The 22,446-nt window shown below is 58.6% G+C and carries 22 protein-coding genes; 9 read left to right on the top strand and 13 right to left on the bottom strand.

Annotation, left to right across the window (positions count from 1 at the left end):
* Positions 1–95: 95 nt before the first annotated feature.
* The 7 genes from AC2TDJ_RS00495 to rbfA all read right to left on the bottom strand — a co-directional run bounded on the left by AC2TDJ_RS00495 (position 96) and on the right by rbfA (position 5,461).
* On the bottom strand, positions 96–611 hold the full coding sequence (locus AC2TDJ_RS00495; protein WP_480838165.1) for an adenylate/guanylate cyclase domain-containing protein: 516 nt from the start codon (positions 609–611) through the stop codon (positions 96–98).
* 693 nt (positions 612–1,304) lie between these two features.
* Positions 1,305–1,574, bottom strand: a complete 270-nt coding sequence (gene rpsO / locus AC2TDJ_RS00490; protein WP_480838163.1) for a 30S ribosomal protein S15 — start codon at positions 1,572–1,574, stop codon at positions 1,305–1,307.
* Positions 1,575–1,717: 143 nt separating this feature from the next.
* Entirely contained in the window at positions 1,718–2,740 is a 1,023-nt protein-coding gene (locus AC2TDJ_RS00485; RefSeq protein WP_480838162.1) for a calcium-binding protein, read from the bottom strand.
* A 94-nt stretch (positions 2,741–2,834) separates the two neighbouring features.
* On the bottom strand, positions 2,835–3,344 hold the full coding sequence (locus tag AC2TDJ_RS00480; RefSeq protein ID WP_480838161.1) for a DUF1643 domain-containing protein: 510 nt from the start codon (positions 3,342–3,344) through the stop codon (positions 2,835–2,837).
* Positions 3,345–3,365: 21 nt separating this feature from the next.
* Positions 3,366–4,271: a tRNA pseudouridine(55) synthase TruB gene (gene truB, locus AC2TDJ_RS00475; RefSeq protein ID WP_480838160.1), complete on the bottom strand. Its 906-nt coding sequence runs from the start codon at positions 4,269–4,271 to the stop codon at positions 3,366–3,368.
* Between the two features lie 54 nt (positions 4,272–4,325).
* Complete coding sequence (locus AC2TDJ_RS00470) at positions 4,326–5,069, bottom strand: phosphodiester glycosidase family protein (RefSeq protein WP_480838158.1); 744 nt, start codon at positions 5,067–5,069, stop codon at positions 4,326–4,328.
* On the bottom strand, positions 5,066–5,461 hold the full coding sequence (gene rbfA, locus AC2TDJ_RS00465) for a 30S ribosome-binding factor RbfA (protein ID WP_480838156.1): 396 nt from the start codon (positions 5,459–5,461) through the stop codon (positions 5,066–5,068). Before rbfA ends, AC2TDJ_RS00470 begins: the two co-directional genes overlap by 4 nt.
* 91 nt (positions 5,462–5,552) lie before the next feature.
* Between rbfA and dapB the strand changes: the two genes are divergently transcribed.
* Entirely contained in the window at positions 5,553–6,362 is an 810-nt protein-coding gene (gene dapB, locus AC2TDJ_RS00460) for a 4-hydroxy-tetrahydrodipicolinate reductase (RefSeq protein WP_480838154.1), read from the top strand.
* Between the two features lie 88 nt (positions 6,363–6,450).
* Here the strand turns inward: dapB and AC2TDJ_RS00455 are convergent, their stop codons facing one another.
* Positions 6,451–6,633: a DUF1674 domain-containing protein gene (locus AC2TDJ_RS00455; RefSeq protein WP_480838152.1), complete on the bottom strand. Its 183-nt coding sequence runs from the start codon at positions 6,631–6,633 to the stop codon at positions 6,451–6,453.
* An 88-nt stretch (positions 6,634–6,721) separates the two neighbouring features.
* On the opposite strand from AC2TDJ_RS00455, the gene AC2TDJ_RS00450 reads away from it, so the two are divergent.
* The 7 genes from AC2TDJ_RS00450 (at position 6,722) to AC2TDJ_RS00420 (ending at position 15,191) form a co-directional block, all read left to right on the top strand.
* Positions 6,722–7,981 (top strand): RsmB/NOP family class I SAM-dependent RNA methyltransferase, encoded by a 1,260-nt coding sequence (locus AC2TDJ_RS00450; protein WP_480838150.1) that lies wholly within the window; start codon positions 6,722–6,724, stop codon positions 7,979–7,981.
* 88 nt (positions 7,982–8,069) lie between these two features.
* Positions 8,070–9,809 (top strand): heparinase II/III family protein, encoded by a 1,740-nt coding sequence (locus tag AC2TDJ_RS00445; protein ID WP_480838148.1) that lies wholly within the window; start codon positions 8,070–8,072, stop codon positions 9,807–9,809.
* A gap of 22 nt (positions 9,810–9,831) precedes the next feature.
* A complete protein-coding gene (purH, locus tag AC2TDJ_RS00440) occupies positions 9,832–11,421 on the top strand; it encodes a bifunctional phosphoribosylaminoimidazolecarboxamide formyltransferase/IMP cyclohydrolase (protein WP_480838146.1) in 1,590 nt (529 codons plus the stop codon).
* Entirely contained in the window at positions 11,421–11,897 is a 477-nt protein-coding gene (gene lspA, locus AC2TDJ_RS00435; RefSeq protein ID WP_480838144.1) for a signal peptidase II, read from the top strand. Before purH ends, lspA begins: the two co-directional genes overlap by 1 nt.
* Positions 11,898–11,947: 50 nt before the next feature.
* Positions 11,948–12,463: a DUF3035 domain-containing protein gene (locus AC2TDJ_RS00430; protein WP_480838142.1), complete on the top strand. Its 516-nt coding sequence runs from the start codon at positions 11,948–11,950 to the stop codon at positions 12,461–12,463.
* An 86-nt stretch (positions 12,464–12,549) separates the two neighbouring features.
* On the top strand, positions 12,550–13,890 hold the full coding sequence (locus tag AC2TDJ_RS00425; RefSeq protein WP_480838140.1) for a M16 family metallopeptidase: 1,341 nt from the start codon (positions 12,550–12,552) through the stop codon (positions 13,888–13,890).
* Positions 13,887–15,191, top strand: coding sequence for a M16 family metallopeptidase (locus tag AC2TDJ_RS00420; RefSeq protein ID WP_480838138.1), 1,305 nt, complete (start codon positions 13,887–13,889; stop codon positions 15,189–15,191). The genes AC2TDJ_RS00425 and AC2TDJ_RS00420 overlap by 4 nt, the downstream gene beginning before the upstream one ends.
* Positions 15,192–15,458: 267 nt before the next feature.
* Here AC2TDJ_RS00420 and AC2TDJ_RS00415 read toward each other — a convergent pair whose 3' ends face one another.
* From AC2TDJ_RS00415 to AC2TDJ_RS00395, 5 genes are read right to left on the bottom strand one after another with little or no spacing between them, the layout of a single operon-like run.
* Positions 15,459–17,081 (bottom strand): GMC oxidoreductase, encoded by a 1,623-nt coding sequence (locus AC2TDJ_RS00415; RefSeq protein ID WP_480838136.1) that lies wholly within the window; start codon positions 17,079–17,081, stop codon positions 15,459–15,461.
* Position 17,082: 1 nt separating this feature from the next.
* A complete protein-coding gene (locus AC2TDJ_RS00410; RefSeq protein ID WP_480838134.1) occupies positions 17,083–18,480 on the bottom strand; it encodes an SDR family oxidoreductase in 1,398 nt (465 codons plus the stop codon).
* A complete protein-coding gene (locus AC2TDJ_RS00405) occupies positions 18,477–19,787 on the bottom strand; it encodes a glycosyltransferase family 87 protein (RefSeq protein WP_480838132.1) in 1,311 nt (436 codons plus the stop codon). The genes AC2TDJ_RS00410 and AC2TDJ_RS00405 overlap by 4 nt, the downstream gene beginning before the upstream one ends.
* The gene (locus AC2TDJ_RS00400; protein ID WP_480838130.1) at positions 19,787–20,170 is read right to left on the bottom strand and encodes a GtrA family protein; all 384 of its coding nucleotides are present in this window, start codon (positions 20,168–20,170) and stop codon (positions 19,787–19,789) included. Before AC2TDJ_RS00400 ends, AC2TDJ_RS00405 begins: the two co-directional genes overlap by 1 nt.
* Before the next feature lie 15 nt (positions 20,171–20,185).
* Positions 20,186–21,205: a glycosyltransferase family 2 protein gene (locus AC2TDJ_RS00395; protein WP_480838128.1), complete on the bottom strand. Its 1,020-nt coding sequence runs from the start codon at positions 21,203–21,205 to the stop codon at positions 20,186–20,188.
* A 459-nt stretch (positions 21,206–21,664) separates the two neighbouring features.
* On the opposite strand from AC2TDJ_RS00395, the gene AC2TDJ_RS00390 reads away from it, so the two are divergent.
* A complete protein-coding gene (locus AC2TDJ_RS00390) occupies positions 21,665–22,309 on the top strand; it encodes a class I SAM-dependent methyltransferase (protein WP_480838126.1) in 645 nt (214 codons plus the stop codon).
* Positions 22,310–22,446: the final 137 nt, after the last annotated feature.

Below are 22,446 nucleotides of genomic sequence, written 5' to 3'. Positions count from 1 at the left end.
TGCAAGACGGGCGTTTTGTTGTGTTTGCAGAGTCTGACGCGCCGCCAGATGCGCCTGTCGCGATTGAGGTCACAAAACAGCGCATGCTTCCGCAATCAATCCCACTGAAGCGTGTAGGTTCGGACAGTTTCGGATTTGCCCTTTAGGTCAAGCTCATTGGAATTGAAGTTGGTAACCGGTGTGTTCAGCCTTTCGAACACAGACTCTGTCAGAAGAATTTGGTTCTCTGCCGCCTGACTTTGAAGCCGGGCTGCTGTGTTCACAACATCTCCGACAGCGGTGAAGTTCCGGGATGACCCCATCGCCATTTCGCCGATCTGAGCGATGCCAATGTTCATTCCAATTCCGATACCCGGCATATTGGGTTCGGAATTGACTCGGTCCAAAAGGCGCTGAGCAGCACGGAGCATTACGTCTGCTGTTCGTTTCCCAAGCGATGCCATTGGCACCGGGTATATCGCCATAACCTGATCGCCGATGAATTCGATCAGCGCATCGTCGCGAGTGATTTCTTCCTCCGCAATTTCATAAAACCGAGACAGCATTTCGGCGACTTCGGAGGGTGAATGGATTTCGGACCAGCTGGTAAAACCCCGCATGTCCGCAAACATCAACCCCGCTTCCACATCAAGGGTTTTGGTTGGCAAACCTTCAAAACAACTTCGGCAAAAGTTTGGGTTTTCAGCAGCGGGTTTAATGCCCAAGATTGCGCCAACTCCGCGAAACGGCACCAGGCACAATCGGCACCGCGGCGAAGCGGGCAGTATCCGAGTGACTTTCCTGACCCTTCCGACAAACCCACTTTCACAAAGACTGAATGCAAGAGGTTGGTTGTCCGAGGTCAGCCTTTGAATCAGCCAGGCATCGTGGTTGTAGATCAAGACGACCATGCCAATAGCTAAAGCGAGAAAAACCAGGACACCAGCGAGTATCGAGAAGCTTAAGGCTACGTAGGCGGCCGCTGTCAGAAACAGGATCTGAAGCGCTATTACACCAGTTTCGATGAGTCGGGCATTTCGCATCAACACACCTGCCTTTGAACACCAGAAAGCCTAACATCATTGGCGATTCGTTGAAATTGAGGCGAATGCGTGAGCATCCGGGCAGCGGATTGAAATATGCCAGAGTGAAGAACGGCCTCTATTGCCGGCCGGGCAGGCTGCCCGATTCTTGCACTGGTCGGCAATCGTTGGGCGCCAAGGCTGTTGGTTATTGGTGTCTGAACGAAGAACGCCCACCAGTTTGGTGGGCGTACAAATCACTGGAACAGGGTTCAAATTCCGTTAGATAACGCCAGAAAGCGCTTAGCGACGGATACCCAGCTTTTTGATCAGGTCCTGGTAGCGCGCTTCTTCCTTACCCTTCAGGTAGTCCAGCAGCTTGCGGCGCTGGGCAACCATTTTCAGCAGACCGCGACGACCGTGGTTGTCTTTCTTGTGGGTCTTGAAGTGATCGGTCAGGGTGTTGATGCGCGAGGTCAGGATGGCAACCTGGACTTCAGGCGAACCGGTGTCGCCGTCCTTGGTTGCAAATTCTTTCATGACGCGTGCTTTTTCAGCGGCAGTAATCGACATCGGGGTCTCCTTCGAAGGTTAGAGTTGATGGCGCAGGCCGGGATGTCGTCCAGCACAGGCCCATGGAGAAAACCGCACCGATTCCGACGCGGATGGGCGCGTATAGGCGTATTCGCGGGAAATGGCAAAGGGATTCTGTCAGTTCAGCCGGTCGCAGCGTATTGAGCCATGTGGCCTTCGGTCACAAGCCGGATGTCCTGAACAGTGAACCCTTCGGTACGGTAAAGTTGCGCGACGTCCTGACCGTTGAACTTCACCAGTGTCAGATCCTCGTTTCCGGGGTCGGGTTCGATGGTTATCTCGGGGTCATCCTGACCTTCCCAGGGAACCAGCAACTTGTCCTGCCCGATCTGAAAATCCATGATTGTGGCGCTTTGCTGCCCTGCTGGGGTACTCAGAACGAACTCATCAGCGCCATTGCCCCCGGTCAGGATATCCGGGCCTTCGGCAATCAGGGTGTCGTTCCCGGCACCGCCATTCAGAAAGTCGGCAGAGGGCTCGCCCGTGTCGTCGCCGCCGAACAGTATATCATCCCCATCCCCGCCAAACAGCGAGTCTGCGCCCGCACCTCCGGCCAGTCGATCCGCGCCCGCACCGCCTTGCAAGGCGTCATCCCCATCTCCGCCCAGCAAAACGTCGTCATCCTGCCCGCCATAAAGTTCATCGTCGCCCGCACCGCCAACCAATTCATCATCACCGAAATGCCCGTAAAGGGAATCGCCGCCGGCTCCGCCGTCCAGCACGTCATCGCCGCTTTCGCCATGCAATATGTCCGCCCCTGCGCCGCCGGACATGTCGTCTGACCCGTTGCCGCCGTGAAGCACGTCATTGCCCTGACCGCCATCAATACGGTCATCGCCGTCATACCCGTTGATCTGATCGTTTCCGTCCTGACCAATAATGTCGTCAGAGCCTTCACCTCCAACGATGACCAGATTTCCTTCGAAATCCGAGATGACTTCACCCGAGCCTGGTGTTTGTATGTCGACCTCGGTCGGTTGATCGACGTTGTCGCCATCATCCAGCAGATTGCCCTGCGTGGTGTCTTCGGGCGCTGTTTCATCGAACGGGTCATCCTCTTCCCGGTCGTCCGAGAGGAAAATGTCGCCCATCGCGTAGGCCGCACCGCCAACGGCTGCCAAACCAAATAATCCGATCAGAAACATGGGAGCCCTCCGAAAGCACACTGCCCCGGATCGAAATATTCCATGCATTCAGAAGGTTGGTCAAAGCCAAGGTGGCGTTGTGGTTAACCCTTTGTCACCGGGGCCAGGGCTGGGGCTGTTGCGTATAGGCGATGTACAGGGGATGTTTCGGATGACCGTCCTTGGTAAGCCCAAGATGGAAAAGGGCCTGGCCGGTTCCACGCAGCAGAGTTTCAACCGCAGGCCCGCGCGCCAGATGCGCGCCGTGGGTACCCCAGGCGGCGATGATTTGGTCTGCCCATTGAACACCGTCCAAAATAGCGTTGTCGTTCTCTGGTCCTACCGGATCGGCAGCAGCGCGCATCTTGCGCGGGTCGGTGTCGCGCCAGGCAAAGATATTGGTCACCTGAAACGCCCCGAACCCCAGCGCCCGCGCACGGCGTTCACAACGTTCCACGGTCGGATCATTCTGCACCTCGGTTGCGGTCGAGGGGTTCAGCATCACAAACAGTGCCTTTCGCCCTTCCGGGTCCCAGATGCGGGTCAGGCTGTAACGGTACTTCTCGCAATCGGAATAGATGGCGGTCGAGGGCGCATCGCCCTTGGTGTGGGAACGGGTGATCATGCCCTTCGCCTAGCACGTGGATCAGGTGACGAACACCCGGCTGGGATGCAATTCGCCGGATTTGTAGATGCCCACGGCCACCGCCTTGCCGTCCAGTGAGGCCCAGGCCTCATCGCCATATTCCACATCCGAGGCCAGCACCATGCCCGGATTTCCGTTGCGCAGGCGAGTGGCGCCTTCGGGTGTGCATTTCAACTCGGGGAGGTCGGCGAGGCCGGTTTCCAGTGGGTGCAGGTAGTCGTCCAGCGCCTCGGTCTTGGCCATCTCGTCGACCTGCTCGATGCTCAGCCCGTCCTCGGCTTCGAACGGGCCGGACCAGATGCGACGCAGCTCTTTCACGTGGCCGTGACAGCCCAACGCTTCACCCAGATCGCGCGCGATTGAGCGGACGTATCCGCCCTTGCCGCAGGTCATTTCCAGTACGACATGGTCCTCGTCGGGGCGGTCGACCAGAACCAGTTCCTCGACCCACAGGGGGCGGGCGGACAGTTCCACATCCTCGCCATCGCGGGCCAGCTTATAGGCGCGTTGCCCGTCGATCTTCACGGCCGAGAACTTGGGCGGGACCTGCATGATCTCACCGAGAAACGAAGTCAGCGCTTGTTTGATGTCGTCATCCGAGGGGCGCGTATCGCTGGTCGAAATCACTTCGCCCTCGGCATCATCCGTGTTGGTCGCCTGACCCAGACGCACGGTGAAGGTGTAGGCTTTCAATGCGTCGGTAATATAAGGAACGGTCTTGGTCGCCTCGCCCAAGGCCACGGCCAGAACGCCGGTTGCCTCGGGGTCCAGCGTGCCCGCGTGACCCGCCTTTTTCGCGTCCATCGCCCAGCGCACCTTGTTGACCACCGCGGTCGAGGTCATGCCCGCGGGCTTGTCCACCACCAGCCAGCCGGAAATGTCGCGACCCTTGCGTTTGCGTCCCATCTTGCACCTTGAATCTTGCCGAAGCGCGCGAGTTAGCGGATCACCACCACCCTGTCAATTTGCGGGTACATCCTCGACGACGCCCACGATCGGCCCCAGTGAAAACCCGACATCCGAACGATTGTTCGCGCGGTCATACATGCGCGAGATGTTACCGTCGAGAAACAGAGCATTCGGGGTGCCGATGACATCGCGAAATAGGCTGCCGAATTCGTGAAAGGTGACGTAATCATCCGAGATCGCAAACACCGCCCGTGTGCCGTCGGCGCTGGTGCCCACACCGTTGCGCACATAAAGCGAGGTCGAATCGGGCAAGAAGCGGGGATGCAACTCACCGTCGATGACCAGCATCGGGCCGGATTGAGACGCGAAACGGCATTCCGGATCCTTATCGACGTAGTCCAGTGTCTCGAACACATCGGCGCGGCCCTCGCGGATGCAGAACACCCCGTTTGGCAGCAGGCCAAAGTTTCCGGGTCCGGCATTCGGAATCACACGCATGACCTCTTCGCCCTCTTCGACATAGTGGCCAACGGGCGACCGGTCGTCGTGATACATGCCGGCATTCATCGCAAAAGCCAGTCGCTTGCCGTTTGGTTCAAGCGCTTCGTTCACCGAAGAGAAATGGCCCAGCAACTCGCCGTTTTCGCCATTGAGAAACAGGCGCAGGTCTTCGTTGGCGGCATCCACCTCGCAGATGGTGTAACGCTTGTCCTCGTGGGTCAGCTTTTCACAGGTGACCGCAGAGGCTTGCGCCGCCCAGAGAGCTGCGCCCAAAATGACGAGTGCCCGGATCACTCGTCCAGATCGCGGCGTACCGCGTCCTGTTCGAACATGCGGCGGGTGTCGTCCAGACGGTCGAACGTGTCATCCAGCCGGAAACGAAGATCGGGCGAGAACTTCAGGCCGACCTTTTTGCCAACCATGCGCCGTAGTTCGCCCTTGTTACGGGCCAGCAGTTCGATCACGTCTTCCTGCCCCTTGCCTCCCAGGGGCAGCACAAAGGCGGTGGCGATTTTCAGATCGGGCGAGGTGCGCACCTCTCCCACAGTAATCGACATTCGGTTCAGGTCGGGGTCGTGGACATCTCCGCGCGCCAGAACTTCGGACAGGGTGCGACGGATCAGTTCGCCGACGCGCAGCTGTCGTTGGGACGGGCCGGGGCCATCGTGGAATTTGTTCTTTGCCATGTCCCCGATCTAAGCCCAAAGCAGGGCTTTGCCAAGCGGGCGCGAACGGGGTAGGAGGCTTTGAGCCAAATTGAGGAAAAGGACCAGCGCTATGACCCATATTCCGGGGATCGTCATCACAGGGGTTTCGGGCCGTATGGGGCAAATGCTGATCAAGACCGTCACGGACAGTGATCAGGCGCGTCTGGTGGGTGTGGTCGAGCGTAAGGGCCATGACTGGATTGGGCAGGATGTGGGCGAGGCCATGGGTGGTCAGGCGCTGGGCGTGACTGTGACCGATGATCCGCTGGAGGCCTTCGCGCAAGCGCAGGCAGTGATCGACTTTACTGCGCCCGAGGCGACATTGGAATTCGCTGCTTTGGCCGCGCAGGCGCGCTGTGTCCATGTGATCGGCACCACCGGTATGACCGACGAACAGATTGCGGCGCTGGAGCCGGCCTCGCGCCACGCCGTGATCATTCGTGCCGGTAACATGAGCCTTGGTGTTAACTTGCTTGTGCAGCTGACCAAGAAAGTCGCAGCTGCGCTGGATGAGGATTTCGACATTGAAATCATAGAAGGCCACCATCACCACAAGGTCGATGCGCCATCGGGCACTGCGCTGATGCTGGGTGAAGCAGCCGCCGAAGGACGGGGCGTCAAGCTGTCGGACGTCTCCGACAGGGGCCGGGATGGGATCACGGGCGCGCGTAAACGGGGTGACATCGGATTCCACGCCATTCGCGGCGGGGACATCGTGGGCGAGCACGACGTGTTGTTCGCCGCACCCGGAGAGCGCATTGTTCTGCGCCATCTGGCCTCAGATCGTGCGATTTTCGCGCGTGGCGCGCTAAAGGCGGCCTTGTGGGGGCAGGGCAAGGCACCCGGCCAGTATGATATGGTGGATGTGCTCGGGTTGTAACGAAGTTTTGCGTTCGGCTGATGATTGACACCGGGGGGCTTGCGCTTCGCGAAGTCCATTCATCCAGATGAAAGGGTCCCCGTTCGGATCAAAAGTCGATCGCGATACCCTTTTTCTCCCAATCGCCATAGCGGGCCGGGTCGGGGCCGTCGCGCCCGCCCAGTTCCTTGGGCATCTCCTTGGCCTCGGCTTCGGCTTTGCGGCGACGCTCTTCAGCCTCGGCCAAAGCGCGCTGGGCAGCGGGGGGCAGGTCTTTGCGCGTGTCGCTCATGACTTCGGGTTCCTTTCCGGGTACGTGCTTGATATACGCCCCCGTCCGCCGATGACAATGCGGGCAGAGGTCACACAAAGGCAATACCATGTCGGACAACCCAACAGCGGCGCGGCGCAGCGCGATCTATCTGCTGGATCAGATTCTGGGCGAGGGGCGGTTGTTGTCCGAATGCCTTGCTGCGGGGGCGCTGGACCGGCTGGGCCCCGAGGATCGCGCACGGGCGCAGCGACTTGCGCTTGAGACGTTGCGCGGATTGGAGCGGGCGGATCGGCTGGTCGGTAATCATCTGAATCGCACGCCTGCCCTGACGGTGCACAACGCATTGCGCCTGGGTGCAGTCGAGCTGTGTCATGGTGCAGCAGCGCATGGCGTGGTCAATTCGATGGTCGAAATTGTCGGACGGTCGCGCAAGCATGGGCGGCTGAAGGGTCTGGTCAATGCGGTGCTGCGCAAGGTGGCTGCCGAAGGCCCCGAGGCATGGCCCAAAATGCGCGTTCCGCGCCTGCCGGAATGGCTGCGTGAACCACTTTCCGTGGCCTGGGGCGATGAGGCTGTCAAAGGGATGGAGCAAGCGCATTTCGCCGGGGCACAATTGGATTTGACCGTCAAGGCGGATGCGGCGGCTCCCAAAGGAATCCAGTTGCCGACCGGATCATTTCGAATCCAGGATGCAGGTCAGGTCTCGGCCCTGCCGGGTTACAAGGACGGTGCGTGGTGGGTGCAGGACGCTGCGGCGGCTTTGCCTGTTCGCATTCTGGCACCGAAATCCGGCGAAAACGTACTGGACCTGTGCGCGGCTCCGGGCGGCAAGACGCTGCAACTGGCCGCTGCCGGAGCCAATGTCACAGCCTTGGACATTTCCGAAGGGCGAACTGAACGCGTGCGTGAAAACCTTGCCCGCACCGGGCTGTCGGCGCAGGTGATCGTGGGCGACGCGCTGGAACATCAGGGACAGTATGATGCGATCCTGCTGGATGCGCCCTGTTCGGCCACCGGAACTATTCGCCGCCATCCTGATTTGCCATTTGCCAAGGACGGGTCCGAATTCGGAGAATTGATCGAATTGCAAACCCGCATGCTGGGCCACGCATGGACCTTGCTGAAACCCGGAGGGCGGTTGGTTTATTGTACCTGCTCGTTGTTGCCGGACGAGGGCGAGGTGCAGATCGAAGAAGCTCTGGACGTGTTGCCGGATATGCAGGTGGATCGGGGTGCGCTGTCCGTCCCGGGCGTCGAAACAGATTGGATCACCGACGAAGGTGGCCTGCGTCTGCGTCCGGATTATTGGCCGGAACGTGGTGGGATGGACGGGTTCTATATCGCCTGCCTGAACAAATCCGCCTGATGGCACTCTTTTCGATGACTTGACGTTCAGACCTGTCTATCGTTGGTTCAGACGCCGGCAGAGCGTCGGGGGCAGAGTAACGAGCGGCATGTCACAGTCAGACACCATGGCAAACCGATGGAGGCGGTTTCAGAACCGTCTTTATGCGCGGCTTGCTCAGCGGCGCAAGGCGGTAGAGGGGTTTGTCGGCCAGCCGGAACCGCGCACCGTTGGTTCGTTCGCGCGCGGGCGCCAACTGGTGGCCGGGAACCTGCTGTTTGCCGGTTACCTGGTCGAGGCCGAAGACACCGCCCTTTGGGATGTGACTGCCCCCAGCACGGATTTCGACGATGAACGCCACGGTTTCGCGTGGCTGGACGATCTGGCCGCGGTGGGCGATATGCGCGCGCGGGAAAAGGCGCAGCGCTGGGTCTGGGGCTGGATCGAGGCGCACGGGCGCGGGCAGGGTTCCGGCTGGGCACCCGATCTGACAGGCCGCCGGGTCATGCGCTGGATCAACCACGCGCTTTTCCTTCTGCGCGGTGTGGACGAAGCACAAAGCAGAGCTTTCTTTCGTTCACTGGCGCAACAGGCATGGTTTCTGTCGAAACGCTGGTCTGCTGCAACGCCGGGTTTGCCTCGGTTCGAGGCTTTGGCCGGTCTGGTTCAGGCGGGGCTGGCGTTGGAGGGTTTGGAACGGATGGCCGACCCGGCCTTGCGTGCACTTGCACGCGAATGCGACCGGCAGGTCGACGCGCAGGGCGGCATTCCCACGCGCAATCCCGAAGAGTTGCTCGAAGTCTTCACGCTTTTGTCCTGGACGTCCGCTGCGCTCAGCGAAATTGGACGCGGCACACCCGCTTCTCAGACCGAAGCGATCAAGCGTATTGCTCCGACGCTGCGAAAACTGCGCCACGCGGATGGCGCGCTGGCCCGGTTTCACGGTGGCGGGCGTGGCCTTGAAGGACGTCTGGATCAGGCCTTGGCGCAAAGCGGCGTCAAACCGCAACCGACGACTGGCCTGTCCATGGGATTTGCGCGCCTCTCTGCCGCGCGCACAACTGTGATCGTGGATGCCAGCGCACCGCCGACTGGTGCGGCATCGTACAATGCCCACGCCTCTACCCTGGCGTTCGAACTGACATCGGGACGCCGGCCTTTGATCGTAAATTGCGGATCAGGCGTCAGTTTCGGGCAGGACTGGCGACGCGCGGGCAGGGCAACACCGTCACATTCGACCTTGTGCCTGGACGGCTATTCCAGCGCACGCCTGACCGCGCCGGTAAAGGGCACTGCGCATGAGGCCCTTGTAGATGCCCCGCAGGATGTACCGCTAGACACCGAACAGGCGTTCGGGGGTGAACGTCTGATGGTCGGTCACGACGGCTATGTCAGAGTATTCGGCCTGACCCATGCCCGCACATTCGAGCTGAGATTTGATGGTCGCGAGCTGACAGGCGAAGACATCTTGCTGACCACGACCGACAGGTCCAAACGGCAGTTCGACCGCGCACTGGATGCCTCAAGCCTGAACGGCATTCCGTTTGACGTCAGGTTTCACCTGCATCCCGACGTGGATGCGGCGCTGGATCTGGGCGGTACGGCGGTGTCCATGGCGCTCAAAAGCGGAGAAATCTGGGTTTTCCGCCATGACAACACGGCAAAATTGTCTATCGAGCCAAGTGTTTACCTTGAAAAAGGGCGTCTGAAGCCACGCGCGACAAAACAGATCGTTCTATCCGGGCGCGCAATGGAGTATGCGACGCGCATCCGGTGGACGCTGAGCAAGGCACAGGATACAGCCTATGCCGTGCGCGATCTGCACCGGGACGAGCCCGAATTCGACTGACGCCAAAAGGACCTTTGGACCCATGACCGATCTTCACCCCGTGCGCCGCGCGTTGCTTTCCGTTTCCGACAAGACCGGGCTGATCGAGCTGGGCAAGGCGCTGGCCGAGCGCGGGGTCGAACTGTTGTCGACCGGCGGCACCGCAAAGGCTCTGCGCGATGCGGGGCTTGCCGTAAAGGATGTGAGCGAAGTCACGGGTTTCCCCGAGATGATGGATGGCCGCGTGAAAACCCTGCATCCGATGGTGCATGGCGGCCTGCTGGCATTGCGCGACAACGACACCCATGTCGCCGCGATGACCGAGCATGGGATCGGCGCGATCGACTTGCTGGTGGTGAACCTCTACCCATTCGAGGCCACCGTTGCCAAAGGTGCCGATTACGATGAATGTGTTGAGAATATCGACATTGGCGGTCCCGCGATGATCCGTGCGGCGGCCAAGAACCATGCGTTCGTCAACGTGGTGGTGGATGTCGAGGATTACGAGAAACTGCTGGGCGACTTGGATCAGCATAACGGCGCGACCTGCCCGAAATTCCGCCGCAAGCTGGCGCAAAAGGCCTATGCCCGCACTGCCGCCTATGACACCGCCGTGTCCAACTGGCTGGCCGACGCGCTGGAGCTTGAGGCCCCGAAACGCCGCGCCTTTGCCGGTGAGTTGAAACAGACCCTGCGCTATGGCGAGAACAGCCACCAGTCGGCGGCCTTCTACACCGATGGCACCAACCGTCCCGGCGTTGCAACCGCCGTGCAGCATCAGGGCAAGGAACTGAGCTACAACAACATCAACGACACCGATGCGGCCTTTGAACTGGTCGCCGAGTTCGATCCGCGCGACAGTGCCGCATGTGCGATTATCAAGCACGCGAACCCCTGTGGCGTAGCCAAGGGCGCGACCCTGCTGGAGGCCTACAAAGCGGCCTTTGACTGTGACCGCACCTCGGCCTTTGGCGGCATTGTAGCGCTGAACCAGCCGCTGGACGCCGAAACCGCGCAGGAAATCACCGGCATCTTTACCGAGGTCGTGATCGCCCCCGGCGCCTCGGATGAGGCCAAGGCGATCTTTGCCGCCAAGAAGAACCTGCGCCTGCTGACCACCGAAGCCCTGCCCGATGTGACCACCGGCGGCAAGACCGTGCGCCAGGTGGCCGGTGGCCTGTTGGTTCAGGACAAGGATAATGGCTTCGTCGGTATGGATGATCTGAAAGTGGTTACCAAGAAAGCGCCGACCGACGCGCAGATGCGTGACCTGTTGTTTGCCTGGAAAGTCGCGAAACACGTCAAGTCCAACGCCATCGTTTATGTCAAGGACGGCGCGACCGTTGGCGTCGGTGCAGGGCAGATGAGCCGCGTGGACTCGGCCCTGATTGCAGCCAAGAAAGCGGAACGCATGGCAGACACGCTGGGCCTGCCGCAGCCACTGACCATCGGCTCGGCCGTGGCCTCCGACGCGTTCTTCCCTTTCCCTGACGGTCTGATGGAAGCTGCTGAGGCCGGTGCCACCTGCGTCATCCAACCCGGTGGCTCGATGCGCGATGGCGAGGTGATCGCGGCCGCGGATGAGGCAGGCCTCGCCATGGTCTTCACCGGCATGCGCCATTTCCGCCACTGATGCGGTACCGTCTTTTGCTCTGGGCCGGTTTGGCCGCGTTTCTGATCGACCAGATCAGCAAATATCTGGTCGTCCGTGTCATGCGCGTGGCCGAACAACCCGGAGGAATCGACGTTCTGCCGCCTTTGGTCGTTTTCAAGTACGGCGAGAATCGCGGTATCAATTTCGGCCTGTTTCAGGGCGACACCGAGACCGCCCGTTGGGCATTGATCGGCATTTCCATTGCAATCTCGGTTGGTGTCCTTGTCTGGCTTATGCGATCGACCCCGTCGAAATTCATTCTGATTTGCGGCGGGTTGCTGATTGGCGGTGCGCTGGGCAATGTGGTTGACCGGGTGCTTTACGGCTATGTTCTGGATTTCCTGAACATGTCCTGCTGCGGGATCAACAACCCGTTTGTATTCAATCTGGCCGACGTGTTCATTTTTGCGGGAGCATTGGGTCTGGTGCTGTTTGACGGCAAAAAGGCCTCGTGACCTGCCGGATGATATGCGATAAAAGCGCCTGAAACTTGCTGGAGACACGAATGCGGACGCCGCGCGCCTTACTTGCCCTGACACTTGCCGTTGCGGTTGCGGGCTGCTCTGACATTGGTTTGCGCAATCTTCAGCCTCCGGGGCCGGGACCGGATGAGTTTTCGGTTTTGCCGGTGAAGCCACTGACTCAGCCAAAGGACTACGCCTTCCTGCCCGCGCCAACACCGGGCGGGGCGAACCTGACCGATCCGACGCCCAAGGCCGATGCTGTTGTGGCTCTGGGCGGCAATGCCGCAGCGCTGAACCCGAATACGACGATTCCATCTTCGGATGCAGCGTTGGTCACGGCCTCCAGCCGCTATGGCGTACCAGCCAATACCCGCCAGGTGACGGCTCAGGAAGACGCGGATTTCCGCAAGCGCAAGGCACGCTTCACCCGTCTGCGCCTGTTCCCGGTCGACCGGTATTCGCAGGCCTACAGGGCAGAGGCGCTGGATGCGAACGCACAGAACGAAGCGGCACGCCGGCAAGGGCTCGAGACGCCGTCTGCACCCCCGGCGGAATGAAATCTTCTTAACTTTCCGTCATCGGCCTTGAACCAGCGCGGCGCCACCGTAGTTTGAACACCATAAAACCAAACGGAGGACGCCCCATGTATAGGGCCCTTGCATTGTCGGCCGCCCTTCTTGCTGCAACACCCGTGTTGGCCAAAGAAGGGCACGAGGCGGTTACCACGTTCACGCTGGACAACGGTATGGATGTCGTTGTGGTCGAAGATCATCGCGCGCCCGTGGTACAGCATATGGTCTGGTATCGGGCAGGTTCAGCGGATGAACCCATTGGTTCATCCGGCGTGGCGCATTTTCTTGAGCATTTGCTGTTCAAGGGCACAGATACACTGGCACCCGGCGAGTTTTCTGCCACCGTGGCGGCCAATGGTGGCAACGACAATGCGTTCACCTCCTATGACTACACCGCCTATTTTCAGCGCGTCGCCGCTGACCGATTGGAGCTGATGATGCGGATGGAGGCGGACCGGATGCGCAACATCCGCCTGACCGAAGAGGACATTGCCACCGAACGCGATGTGATCCTCGAAGAGCGCAACCAGCGAACCGAAAACAACCCTCGCGCCCTGTTCGGTGAACAGATGAGCGCGGCGCAGTATCTCAATCACCGGTACGGTGTTCCGATCATCGGCTGGATGCATGAGATGGAGGAGCTGGATATGGAGGACGCGCTGTCCTTCTATCAGACCCACTATGCACCGAATAACGCCATTCTGGTCGTGACCGGCGATGTCGACCCCGATGAGGTCAAATCTCTGGCCGAGCAATATTACGGTGTGATTCCCGCCAACCCTGACCTGCCTGAACGCGTTCGCTCGCAGGAGCCCCCGCAGACGGCTGAGCGCCGCTTGACATACAAGGATCCTCGCGTCGCGCAGCCCTATGTTCAACGCAGTTATTTGGCACCTGAACGTGACGCAGGTGCCCAGGATAAGGCCGCCGCGCTGTATCTGCTGGCAGAGTTGCTGGGTGGCAGCACAACATCATACCTGAACGAGAAGCTGCAGCTTGAGCAGCAGAAGGCCGTCTATGCCGGTGCATTCTATCGCGGTGTCTCGCTGGACGACACGACGTTTGACCTGATCGTGGTCCCCGCCGAAGGCGTTTCCTTGCAGGACGCCGAAAAGGCAATGGATCAGGCCGTCGCCGATTTCATCGCTGAAGGTGTGAACCCGGACGATCTGGATCGGATCAAGATGCAGCTGCGCGCGGCCCAAACCTATGCTCGCGACAATGTGGACGGCATCGGCAACCGCTATGGCCGGGCGCTGACCAGCGGTCTGACGGTCGAAGACGTTCAGGCCTGGCCCGACATCCTGCAGGCCGTGACCGGGGAAGAAATCATCGCCGCGGCGCGCGAGGTGCTGCAACCCGAAGCTTCTGTAACCGGCTGGTTGATGCGCGATGATGAGGTGACGCAATGAAACGCTTGTTAGCATCCTTGATCATTTGCCTCGTCGCGCTGCCCGCCTGGGCCGAGATTGAGATCAAAGAGGTTACGTCTCCCGGAGGAATAACGGCCTGGCTGGTTGAGGATCACTCGATTCCCTTCACCGCGCTGGAGTTGCGCTTTCGCGGAGGAACGTCCCTGGACGATCCTGACAAGCGCGGTGCAGTCCATTTGATGAGCGGTCTGATCGAGGAAGGTTCCGGTGACATGGATGCGCGCACCTACGCACGCGAACTGGAATCGCTGGCGGCATCATTCAGATATCGTGCCACGGATGACTCGGTTGCCATTTCGGCGCAATTTCTGACCGAAAACCGCGATGATGTGATCGACCTGCTGCGGACCACCATCCACGAACCGCGGTTCGATCAGGATGCGATCGACAGGGTGCGCGCACAGGTGCTGTCGGGCCTGCGCTCGGATCAGACCGATCCGAATGATATTGCGGGGCGTAACTTTGCGAAAATGGCCTACGGAGACCACCCTTACGGATCAGAAGGCAAGGGGACGATCGAAAGCGTTGCGGCGCTGACCCGTGATGATATCGTGGCTGCCTACGACGCCGTGTTTGCCAAGGACCGCCTGTATGTGGGCGCAGTGGGAGACATCACCGCTGAAGAGCTTGGCGCATTGCTGGACAAGCTGCTGGCCGACTTGCCCGATAGCGGCAAGCCAATCCCCGAAAAGGCAGATGTCAACATCGCTGGCGGGGTCAGTGTCGTGGAGTTCGACACGCCGCAATCGGTGGCCCTGTTCGCACAACGGGGTATCGACCGGGACGATCCTGATTTCTTTGCCGCGTATATTTTGAACCACATCCTTGGTGGCGGAGGTTTTGAAAGCCGACTGATGCAGGAAGTGCGCGAAAAACGAGGTCTGACCTATGGTGTGGCAACCTATCTGGTGCCCAAGGATCTGGCCTCGGTCTATTTGGGATCGGTGTCCTCGGCAAATGACCGGATTGCTGAAGCGGTGGACGTGATCCGCGACGAATGGGCCCGTGCCGCGTCCGAAGGTGTGACGCAGAAAGAGCTGGATGACGCCAAGACCTATCTGACCGGCGCCTACCCACTGCGCTTTGATGGCAATGGTCAGATCGCCGGGATCATGGTCGGAATGCAGATGGAGGATCTGCCGATCGACTACATCGCCACCCGCAACGATCAGGTCAACGCGGTGACGCTGGAAGAAGTGAACCGCGTCGCATCCGAATTGCTGGACCCAGAGGGCCTGCATTTCACGGTTGTCGGCAAGCCCGTCGGGTTGGATGGCTAGCCGGTTTCAGCAATGTGACGCCGAATGAAAGATGGGCCGATATCGGCCTGTTGCTCTGGCGTGTGGCTGTCAAACCGGAACTGGGCCGACATAAGCGGGTCTTGTTTGTCGCACATCGGGTTACGGCGCGGTTCCTTTGGTGCTTGCGAAACAGCCGTGCCGTTCTAGTAATCGGGATGGTAAGCTGCGCAACTGGGTTGGTACGGAATTGCAACATATGAGGTTTTCTAAGATCGGTAGGACACGAGTTGGTCGAAAACCAGCTTCTCAGAAAACTTCGGTCGCGACACGCGTTGCATTTGCCATCAGTGTAAATGTCAGGTTTTTGGATGGGAGCGCCGGAAAAACGGAACCGTCGACGACGAACAGGTTCTCAAAGTCGTTCGATTGACAATCTTGCGTCACGGTCATCTCTCCGCCCGTTTCCGAAATCGGCAACGTACCGGAATAGTGCACACTGGCCCCGGGTTTGCGTATCTGTGTCATGCCGGGCACCAGCGGAGCGCCAAGATCGCGCATAAACCGTTTCAATCGTGACAAGGCGTCAGAGATGTCGCGATCCTGACCATCCGGCGAAACGTAATTCAACGACAATGAAGGCCATCCCTCAGCCTCTACCTGCGGATCCAGAGTGGCGAAATTCTCTGCGCGTCGGGTGTCGTTGAAGTTCAGATTCACCACACCCAGTGCCGACCGTAACGTTGTGAAAATCTGGCGACCCGCACGCATCCCCAGCGGGACTTGTGCAATGACCGGATGAGCGCTGCCGGTTGTCATTGTCGTGACCTGCGCATGCACGAATTTCTCTGCGTTATCGGCCTCCATGCCAATTGCAAGTTGGTGGTATTGATAGGAGGACGGATCATAAGATCGCCCCAGCATGGACAGGTTGAGAAACGGGGCCAGAATTTGCTGATTGTCCATAAGTCCCGGCAATTGGATGATTTCCCCGGATGCCTTGTAGACCGTGCGAAGATACAGGTTTGCGCTGCTGATGGTTCCGGCTGCAAGAACGAAAGCGTCTCCGGTGAACTCTTCCGTTGTGCCACCTGCAGCGTAGGTGACCAGACGGCTTAGCGACCCTTGCCCCGTCACCTTGAAATGGCTGGCAAAGCGGTTCGGGGCATAATTGAACTGCGGGTGTTTTTTCAGGGACGCCAATGTCAGGGAGGGGGTGTAGAATGCCCCGTTGGGGCATCCCCACAGGCACCGGCCACATTCGGTACAGGCCTTCCGGACGTCAAGATCGGTGGACAAAGCGGCCTGCCGTGACCGGCCAAGGCGTATGCCCGGGTGCCTGCTGTCGAGTTTGTTGCGCCGTGACTGGTACTTTTGGAGCAACAGCGCGCTGCTTCGATCCAGAGAGATGGGTTCGAGCAATCCGTCATGTGCAGGATACCAACGCGCAAGTTCATCGGCCTCTCCGCCGATGCCGATGCGTTCGGCCACTTTGGCGTAATGCGGTGCCATTCGGTCGTAGCCGAAGCCAAACGCGCTCAGGTCGTCATCATTAAAGGTGTAGGCGCCACCGGTCCAGCATTCCGCCAGACCGCCTGCTGCAAACGAGACTAGCGAAGACAGGCCATGCATCTGCATCCTGAACCGGTCAGGATGGTCAAAGACGTAGTCCTTGGACGCGGGAAGCCCATAATACTCCTCGTCCTGATCAGGGTCTGTAGCAGGCAGGCTGACCGCTTCGTATTGTTCGCCCAGAAAATACTGCACCGCATCGGGATGTGTGGCTTTGAGTTCGGAAAACCCGGCTTGTGGCAGCGGTGCTTCCCGCCCGGTTCTTCCGACATCGACCATTGTGACTATGTGACCACGCTCAAGCGCTGTCTGGGCGAAATGCACCCCGCTGGGGCCAGAGCCAACGACGACGATGTGCATGCTATTTCAAACCATTTGTCGACGCAGGGCCCGAGCGGTTCAGCCAAAATCGCATGGGAAGCAAAAAGATTGTTCCAGCCACTGAAGCCGCAACCGAAACCGTTCCGACGATTGCAAGGCGCATCAATGCGCCGATGGCACCGACATCCGGCGACCCGTCAAAGGATTGATGTGTTTGGGCCTCGTTCTCCAGAATTGCCGCGCACAGGACCTGCCGTCGCCGCAAAACACCATGCCGGTGAAGCAGCCCGCAGAACCCGTCGGTCAGCCAAAGTCGGGCCCCGCCGCGCCGTGCCAGAGCAAGGGTCAGTTGATCGAACTGGTTGCCTTCCTGATTCAGGCCAAGCGCTTCCAGAGCACGCGCATAGTGTTCGAGGGCCGCTTCGCTGGGCTCTTGTCCGGTCATGTGTTTGCCTAAAGTCTTTGCCTCTGATTTGGCTTCTGACGGTGAGGTCATCCGGGTCTTGGCAACGGCACTTTCGCCACTGCCGCCGCCGTTTGATGGTCGGGTGCCGATCTGATCATTCAGCGCCGCCATTTCCGGCCCTAATGCCTGAACCAACCAGTTGTCCGTTATTGTGGAATTGTTGCCGAACACGGCAAACTGCCCTGCGGTTGCAGGCATGACGCCGCGGGCCAGGGGCTCGAGCAGAGCCAAGGGCCATTGCACCAAGCGCAGGGGCAGTTTCATGAAACGCGGCGTGCGGTCAAAATGAAGTTGTGCAATCCTGCGCAATAAGTCCTGCATCGAAACACTCTCAGGGCCGCCAAGGTCCAGAGTTTCCCGCTCGAACGCGTTACGTTTCAGAACCTCGACAATGCCGCGCGCAACGTCGTCTACGGAAATCGGTTGTACACTGACAGGGCCACCCTTTTGCGGCAGTGGAACAATCGGCAATCCGGCCAATGTGCCAAGCGCGTCCGCAATGGGCGAGCCCGGACCAAGGATCAGAGTGGGGCGAAGGATCGTGTAACTCAGATCCGAGGCCGCCAAGTCCTGTTCGGCCCGCGCCTTGGCTTCGGCATAGGGATAAAAGGACTTATCCGGGTATCCCGCTGCAATAGAACTGACGAAAAGGAATTGTCCGACGCCCTTTTCTTTGCAGGCAGCAATCAGATGTTGTGTCGCTTGGCGGTTTATCAGTTCATGTTCGTGCTTTGAGGCCTTTCCGGTGAGCGCGCCAAGGTGGAGAACCGTCTCAACCCCGTCAAGCGCCGCACGATAGCTGGCCGGGTCTGTCAGGTCGCCGACGCAGGTTTCCACGTCACCCGGAAGGTCCTTTGCCCGGTCGGGATCGCGCACCAGAACGCGAAGGTGCCATCCGTGCGCAGCAAGCGCGGGCAATACGCGCTGTCCTACAAATCCTGTGGCTCCGGTCAGAAAGATCGTGCGCGTCATATCGAACCCAGTCGGCTAACGGTTTTGCGGTTCAGTTGCAGCGTGACTGTGATTACTGCGAACAGAAACACCAAAGCGCCTATTGTCGCGAGGCGCGAGCTTGGAAATATCTCGACCTCGGGGACATGAAACGCCCAAATACCGGCAAGGTTTTCAGATCGCCAAATCAACAGTGCGCCGCAAAGGGCAAGTCCCGAACTGACCCACCCGCCCTGAAACAGTAATGCCAGGGGTATGGCGAGCAATACAAAATCATAAATATGCAGCGGCGCCAGCGCGACAATCACTGCGCTTGTCAGGGCGAAGATCTGCCAGGTCAGAACCGCCTTGTCCGTAGACCGCACGATGCGCGCCGGACCGACGCACAACAGCAAGATGACGGCCAGCGTGACAACGGTCGCAACGGGATTTCCGATGTCGAGATTCGTGAGTTCCCAAACGACCAGTCGTATGCCGGTCATGGATTGCGGCAGATTGGCCGCGGTGAACCCGTCATAAGCCGCGAGGTTGCGCAAGAAATGAAAAATCGCACCGGGGGCTGTAAGCAGTGATGGAAGCACAAGAAGAACAGACAACCCAAAAGCGACCGCAACCACCTTGCGCGAGCCGGGATCGAGCAACAGAAGCAATATGGCGATCGGCCCTCCGATCTGAGGTTTGAGGATCACCAGTGTCAGCCCTATGGCCTCCAGAAACAGCTTCTTGTTGATCCGGCTCCAAAGCATGAGCGCAATTCCGAAACCTGCAATCAGGGTTGTCTGACCTACGGAAAACAGGATCGCCGTTGCTTCCAGCACGGCCATGAGGAAGAACAGCACGCTGAATATGGGCAGATAGACCAAACCACCCAGGCGCTCTGAAACACTCTGGCTGAAGGCGGAAAACGTGGACACAAACGCGCTGGTGATCAGCCCGCAGATTGCGATAACCAGAGCGAGTCCGCATAAGTTCCAAGCAATATTTGCGGCATGCAGGCCGAGCGCGCCGAATGGTGTTGCAAATGCCCACCATGTCGGTGGGTAGACCCACATGATGGGAACGTGCCCTTTGTCTATTTTAGCGGCACCTGTGGCTTCATAAGACTCGCCATAGGGATTTATGCCATCCAGCCACATATCGCCTGCCAACCAGATGTAGCGGAAATCGAAGCCGGGCGAACCGGCAATTTGCTGGATCTTGAACAGCAGATAGGCAATCGCGAGGCCGCACAAAACGAAGGATAAACCCAGCGTAACCGGGCGCGAAAGTGCTGGGCCAGCCATGCTGGATGCCGCTTGCGGCCTGGCGCTTTCTCGATATTCATCCATCAGAAATCACCATCGCTAAACGCCCAGATTTTACTCATGAAATATGTAAATGCCGGTACGATCGCGATCATTACCGCCAGCGATGCCCAGTAGGGCTGGCCCATAACGTCCGAAACTGTGAAGACGATGATCTGGTTCAGAAACAGGTTGGTGACCGATATGGCAAAGAATTTTGGCATCGAGGACCGAACTCGCCCGGGCGATCGAAACGAGTAGTTTCGATGGCCGAAGTAGGACACAAAAAACGCCACAGAATAGGCCACAAGGTTGGCATCAAACGGATCGAGTCCCGCCAGATGATGCGCCATCAACCCGACGGCGACATGAACACCAGTGACGATCCCGCCTGTCACCACGAATGTTACGACGCTTCTGACTGACATTCCGAATTGCCCGTTCTACTGTGCCGCGTGCCTGGAGGACCCGATCTCGTCCGGCAGTGTCAGGCCATTCGGATCGGTATCCCGGTCGGTTTCAGAGGAATTTCCCTGTCTGACAATCTCTTCCACGATGAACAGGGGGCGCTGTTTGGACTGGATATACAGCCGTCCAAGATATTCGCCGATCACACCCAGAACCAGAAGTTGCCCACTGCCAAGGATCAGGACGACCGACATCAGCGTCGTCCAACCCTGAATGGCGATACCGGTCAGGTAACTGTAAGCCGTATAGGCAAAGAAAATGAGACCCAGCAGCGCACAAACGAAGCCAAGGTAAATCGAAAGCCGCAAGGGAACGATGGAAAATCCGGCAATGGCGTCCATCGCAAAGCTGAGCATCTTGCGAATGGGATACTTGGTTTCACCGGCGAACCGGGCGGCGCGGGTATATTCCAGCGGAACCTGTTTGAACCCGACCCAACTGACCATGCCCCGAATGAACCTGTGCTGTTCCGGCATTTCGTTCAGCACGCTCAGAGCGCGCCGGCTGATAAGGCGGAAATCCCCGGTGTCCTGGGGAATGTCGATATCCACCAGCATGTTGAGGAACCGATAGAACATATGGGCGGTGAAGCGCTTGGAATGGGTTTCGCCCTGCCGTTCGGTCCGCTTGCCATAGACAACATCGGCCCCGCCATCCATCAGTTGCATCATGTCGGGAAGAAGTTCGGGCGGATCCTGAAGGTCTGCATCAAGGATGAGAATGCGGTCGCCGCTGCATACCCTCAAACCGGCCGTCAAAGCCAGTTGGTGACCAAAGTTCCGGGACAGGAAAACGCCTATTATGGCCGGGTTCTCGTCGCTGAACCTACGGATCAAGGACCGCGTGTTGTCGCGTGATCCGTCATCTATGAGGACAAGCTCGAAACTGTCACCGGCGGTTTCGGAGCACACCGCAACGACTCTGCGCACCAATTCAGGCAGCGATTCTTCTTCGTCGAAACAGGGAACGACGACGGATAAAAACGGAGCACTCATTGCACAAATAAACCCTAAAATCAGAATCCCACCCTAGAGTATATCCTCAGCAGGCAAAGAATTGTCAGAGGAATGTCGCATGAAACGAGAATATCTCAAAGTTATTAGATACATTGGGGTGTCTCGGGCAATATTGTTGCCGTCCCGTTGATATTGCTGGTTCAGAGTTTTGGGGTGCTCGACAATTCAGGTAATAGATTGGACGATTGAAGCTGATGCAAAGTGGCCCCGAAAATTGGAAATACTCGCATGTTGTCCATACCGGAAACCGGATGAAACCCGGAACTTGCCATCAGTTCATTGTTGCGGGGTCTTTGGGTGCATTCGCGCCTTTTTTGCCCTGTTTCACAACTGCTGGCCAACATGTCCCGATGGTCGATTGCAGTGTTGTTTTCTGTTGGGCCGGCCGATATGATCCAGTCGTTGTTTTAAGGTAACAAGTTGAAAAATATGGAAAACATGGAAGTTCGTGAGGACTATCACGCATTGGTCCGACAGGACGTGCTCAGCTTGGTTCCCCAAGGACAAAACGTGGTTTTGGACATTGGTGGCGGGATCGGGGCTTCGGCCGGATATCTCAAGGATGCCGGAAAAGCCGAGCGGTATGTTGTGGTTGATCTTGTTGCCGACACAACGCATCCAAGCGTTGATGCAGCGTATTCCGGAAATCTGGAAGACCCTTCACTGTTAGAGCAGATCGGCTCCGAGCAAGGTGAATTCGATGTCATCATGTGCTTGGACGTCCTGGAACATCTGACCGATCCCTGGTCTGTGATCGAAACCTGCCACAAAATGCTGAAACCCGGAGGGGTGATCGTCGCAAGCATCCCTAACGCCAGAAACCACAGGCTTGTCCTCCCGCTGGTTTTCAAGGGCCGCTTTAACTACACCGAGAAAGGCATCCTCGATCGCACGCATCTCAGGTGGTTCGTGCGCGATACTGCTGTTGCGTTGATGACCGGATCCGGGCTGGAACTCGAACATATTCAGGGCCGTTTCTATGGCAGGCGCAAGCAGCTGGTGAATTGGTTGACGTTGGGGTTGCTGAGGGATTTCATATACTTGCAGTATTTTATCCGGGTTCGGCGAAACCCTTCGAAATGACATGACAAGTGGGAAAGGCCGCGCCATGTGGGAAAGAGTTTCGACACAGAGCGCGCCGCCTTAGAATCCGGTTTGACACCCGACAGAAGATCATTCAGCGGTGTTTTGCAGGTAATATAGCTCAAGACTTTGACAAA

The organism is Ruegeria sp. HKCCD6647-2 (assembly GCF_057221075.1).
Note: the sequence above shows the minus strand (reverse complement) of the source record. Positions and strands in the feature narration are given on the sequence as shown.

What these genes read in the sequence shown, in the direction of transcription:
- AC2TDJ_RS00495 (WP_480838165.1), bottom strand. Translation starts at nt 611, where the DNA reads ATGTTTGCGGACATGCGGGGTTTTACCAGCTGGTCCGAAATCCATTCA.
- rpsO (WP_480838163.1), bottom strand. Translation starts at nt 1,574, where the DNA reads ATGTCGATTACTGCCGCTGAAAAAGCACGCGTCATGAAAGAATTTGCA.
- AC2TDJ_RS00485 (WP_480838162.1), bottom strand. Translation starts at nt 2,740, where the DNA reads ATGTTTCTGATCGGATTATTTGGTTTGGCAGCCGTTGGCGGTGCGGCC.
- AC2TDJ_RS00480 (WP_480838161.1), bottom strand. Translation starts at nt 3,344, where the DNA reads ATGATCACCCGTTCCCACACCAAGGGCGATGCGCCCTCGACCGCCATC.
- truB (WP_480838160.1), bottom strand. Translation starts at nt 4,271, where the DNA reads ATGGGACGCAAACGCAAGGGTCGCGACATTTCCGGCTGGCTGGTGGTG.
- rbfA (WP_480838156.1), bottom strand. Translation starts at nt 5,461, where the DNA reads ATGGCAAAGAACAAATTCCACGATGGCCCCGGCCCGTCCCAACGACAG.
- dapB (WP_480838154.1), top strand. Translation starts at nt 5,553, where the DNA reads ATGACCCATATTCCGGGGATCGTCATCACAGGGGTTTCGGGCCGTATG.
- AC2TDJ_RS00455 (WP_480838152.1), bottom strand. Translation starts at nt 6,633, where the DNA reads ATGAGCGACACGCGCAAAGACCTGCCCCCCGCTGCCCAGCGCGCTTTG.
- AC2TDJ_RS00450 (WP_480838150.1), top strand. Translation starts at nt 6,722, where the DNA reads ATGTCGGACAACCCAACAGCGGCGCGGCGCAGCGCGATCTATCTGCTG.
- AC2TDJ_RS00445 (WP_480838148.1), top strand. Translation starts at nt 8,070, where the DNA reads ATGTCACAGTCAGACACCATGGCAAACCGATGGAGGCGGTTTCAGAAC.
- purH (WP_480838146.1), top strand. Translation starts at nt 9,832, where the DNA reads ATGACCGATCTTCACCCCGTGCGCCGCGCGTTGCTTTCCGTTTCCGAC.
- lspA (WP_480838144.1), top strand. Translation starts at nt 11,421, where the DNA reads ATGCGGTACCGTCTTTTGCTCTGGGCCGGTTTGGCCGCGTTTCTGATC.
- AC2TDJ_RS00430 (WP_480838142.1), top strand. Translation starts at nt 11,948, where the DNA reads ATGCGGACGCCGCGCGCCTTACTTGCCCTGACACTTGCCGTTGCGGTT.
- AC2TDJ_RS00425 (WP_480838140.1), top strand. Translation starts at nt 12,550, where the DNA reads ATGTATAGGGCCCTTGCATTGTCGGCCGCCCTTCTTGCTGCAACACCC.
- AC2TDJ_RS00420 (WP_480838138.1), top strand. Translation starts at nt 13,887, where the DNA reads ATGAAACGCTTGTTAGCATCCTTGATCATTTGCCTCGTCGCGCTGCCC.
- AC2TDJ_RS00415 (WP_480838136.1), bottom strand. Translation starts at nt 17,081, where the DNA reads ATGCACATCGTCGTCGTTGGCTCTGGCCCCAGCGGGGTGCATTTCGCC.
- AC2TDJ_RS00410 (WP_480838134.1), bottom strand. Translation starts at nt 18,480, where the DNA reads ATGACGCGCACGATCTTTCTGACCGGAGCCACAGGATTTGTAGGACAG.
- AC2TDJ_RS00405 (WP_480838132.1), bottom strand. Translation starts at nt 19,787, where the DNA reads ATGGATGAATATCGAGAAAGCGCCAGGCCGCAAGCGGCATCCAGCATG.
- AC2TDJ_RS00400 (WP_480838130.1), bottom strand. Translation starts at nt 20,170, where the DNA reads ATGTCAGTCAGAAGCGTCGTAACATTCGTGGTGACAGGCGGGATCGTC.
- AC2TDJ_RS00395 (WP_480838128.1), bottom strand. Translation starts at nt 21,205, where the DNA reads ATGAGTGCTCCGTTTTTATCCGTCGTCGTTCCCTGTTTCGACGAAGAA.
- AC2TDJ_RS00390 (WP_480838126.1), top strand. Translation starts at nt 21,665, where the DNA reads ATGGAAGTTCGTGAGGACTATCACGCATTGGTCCGACAGGACGTGCTC.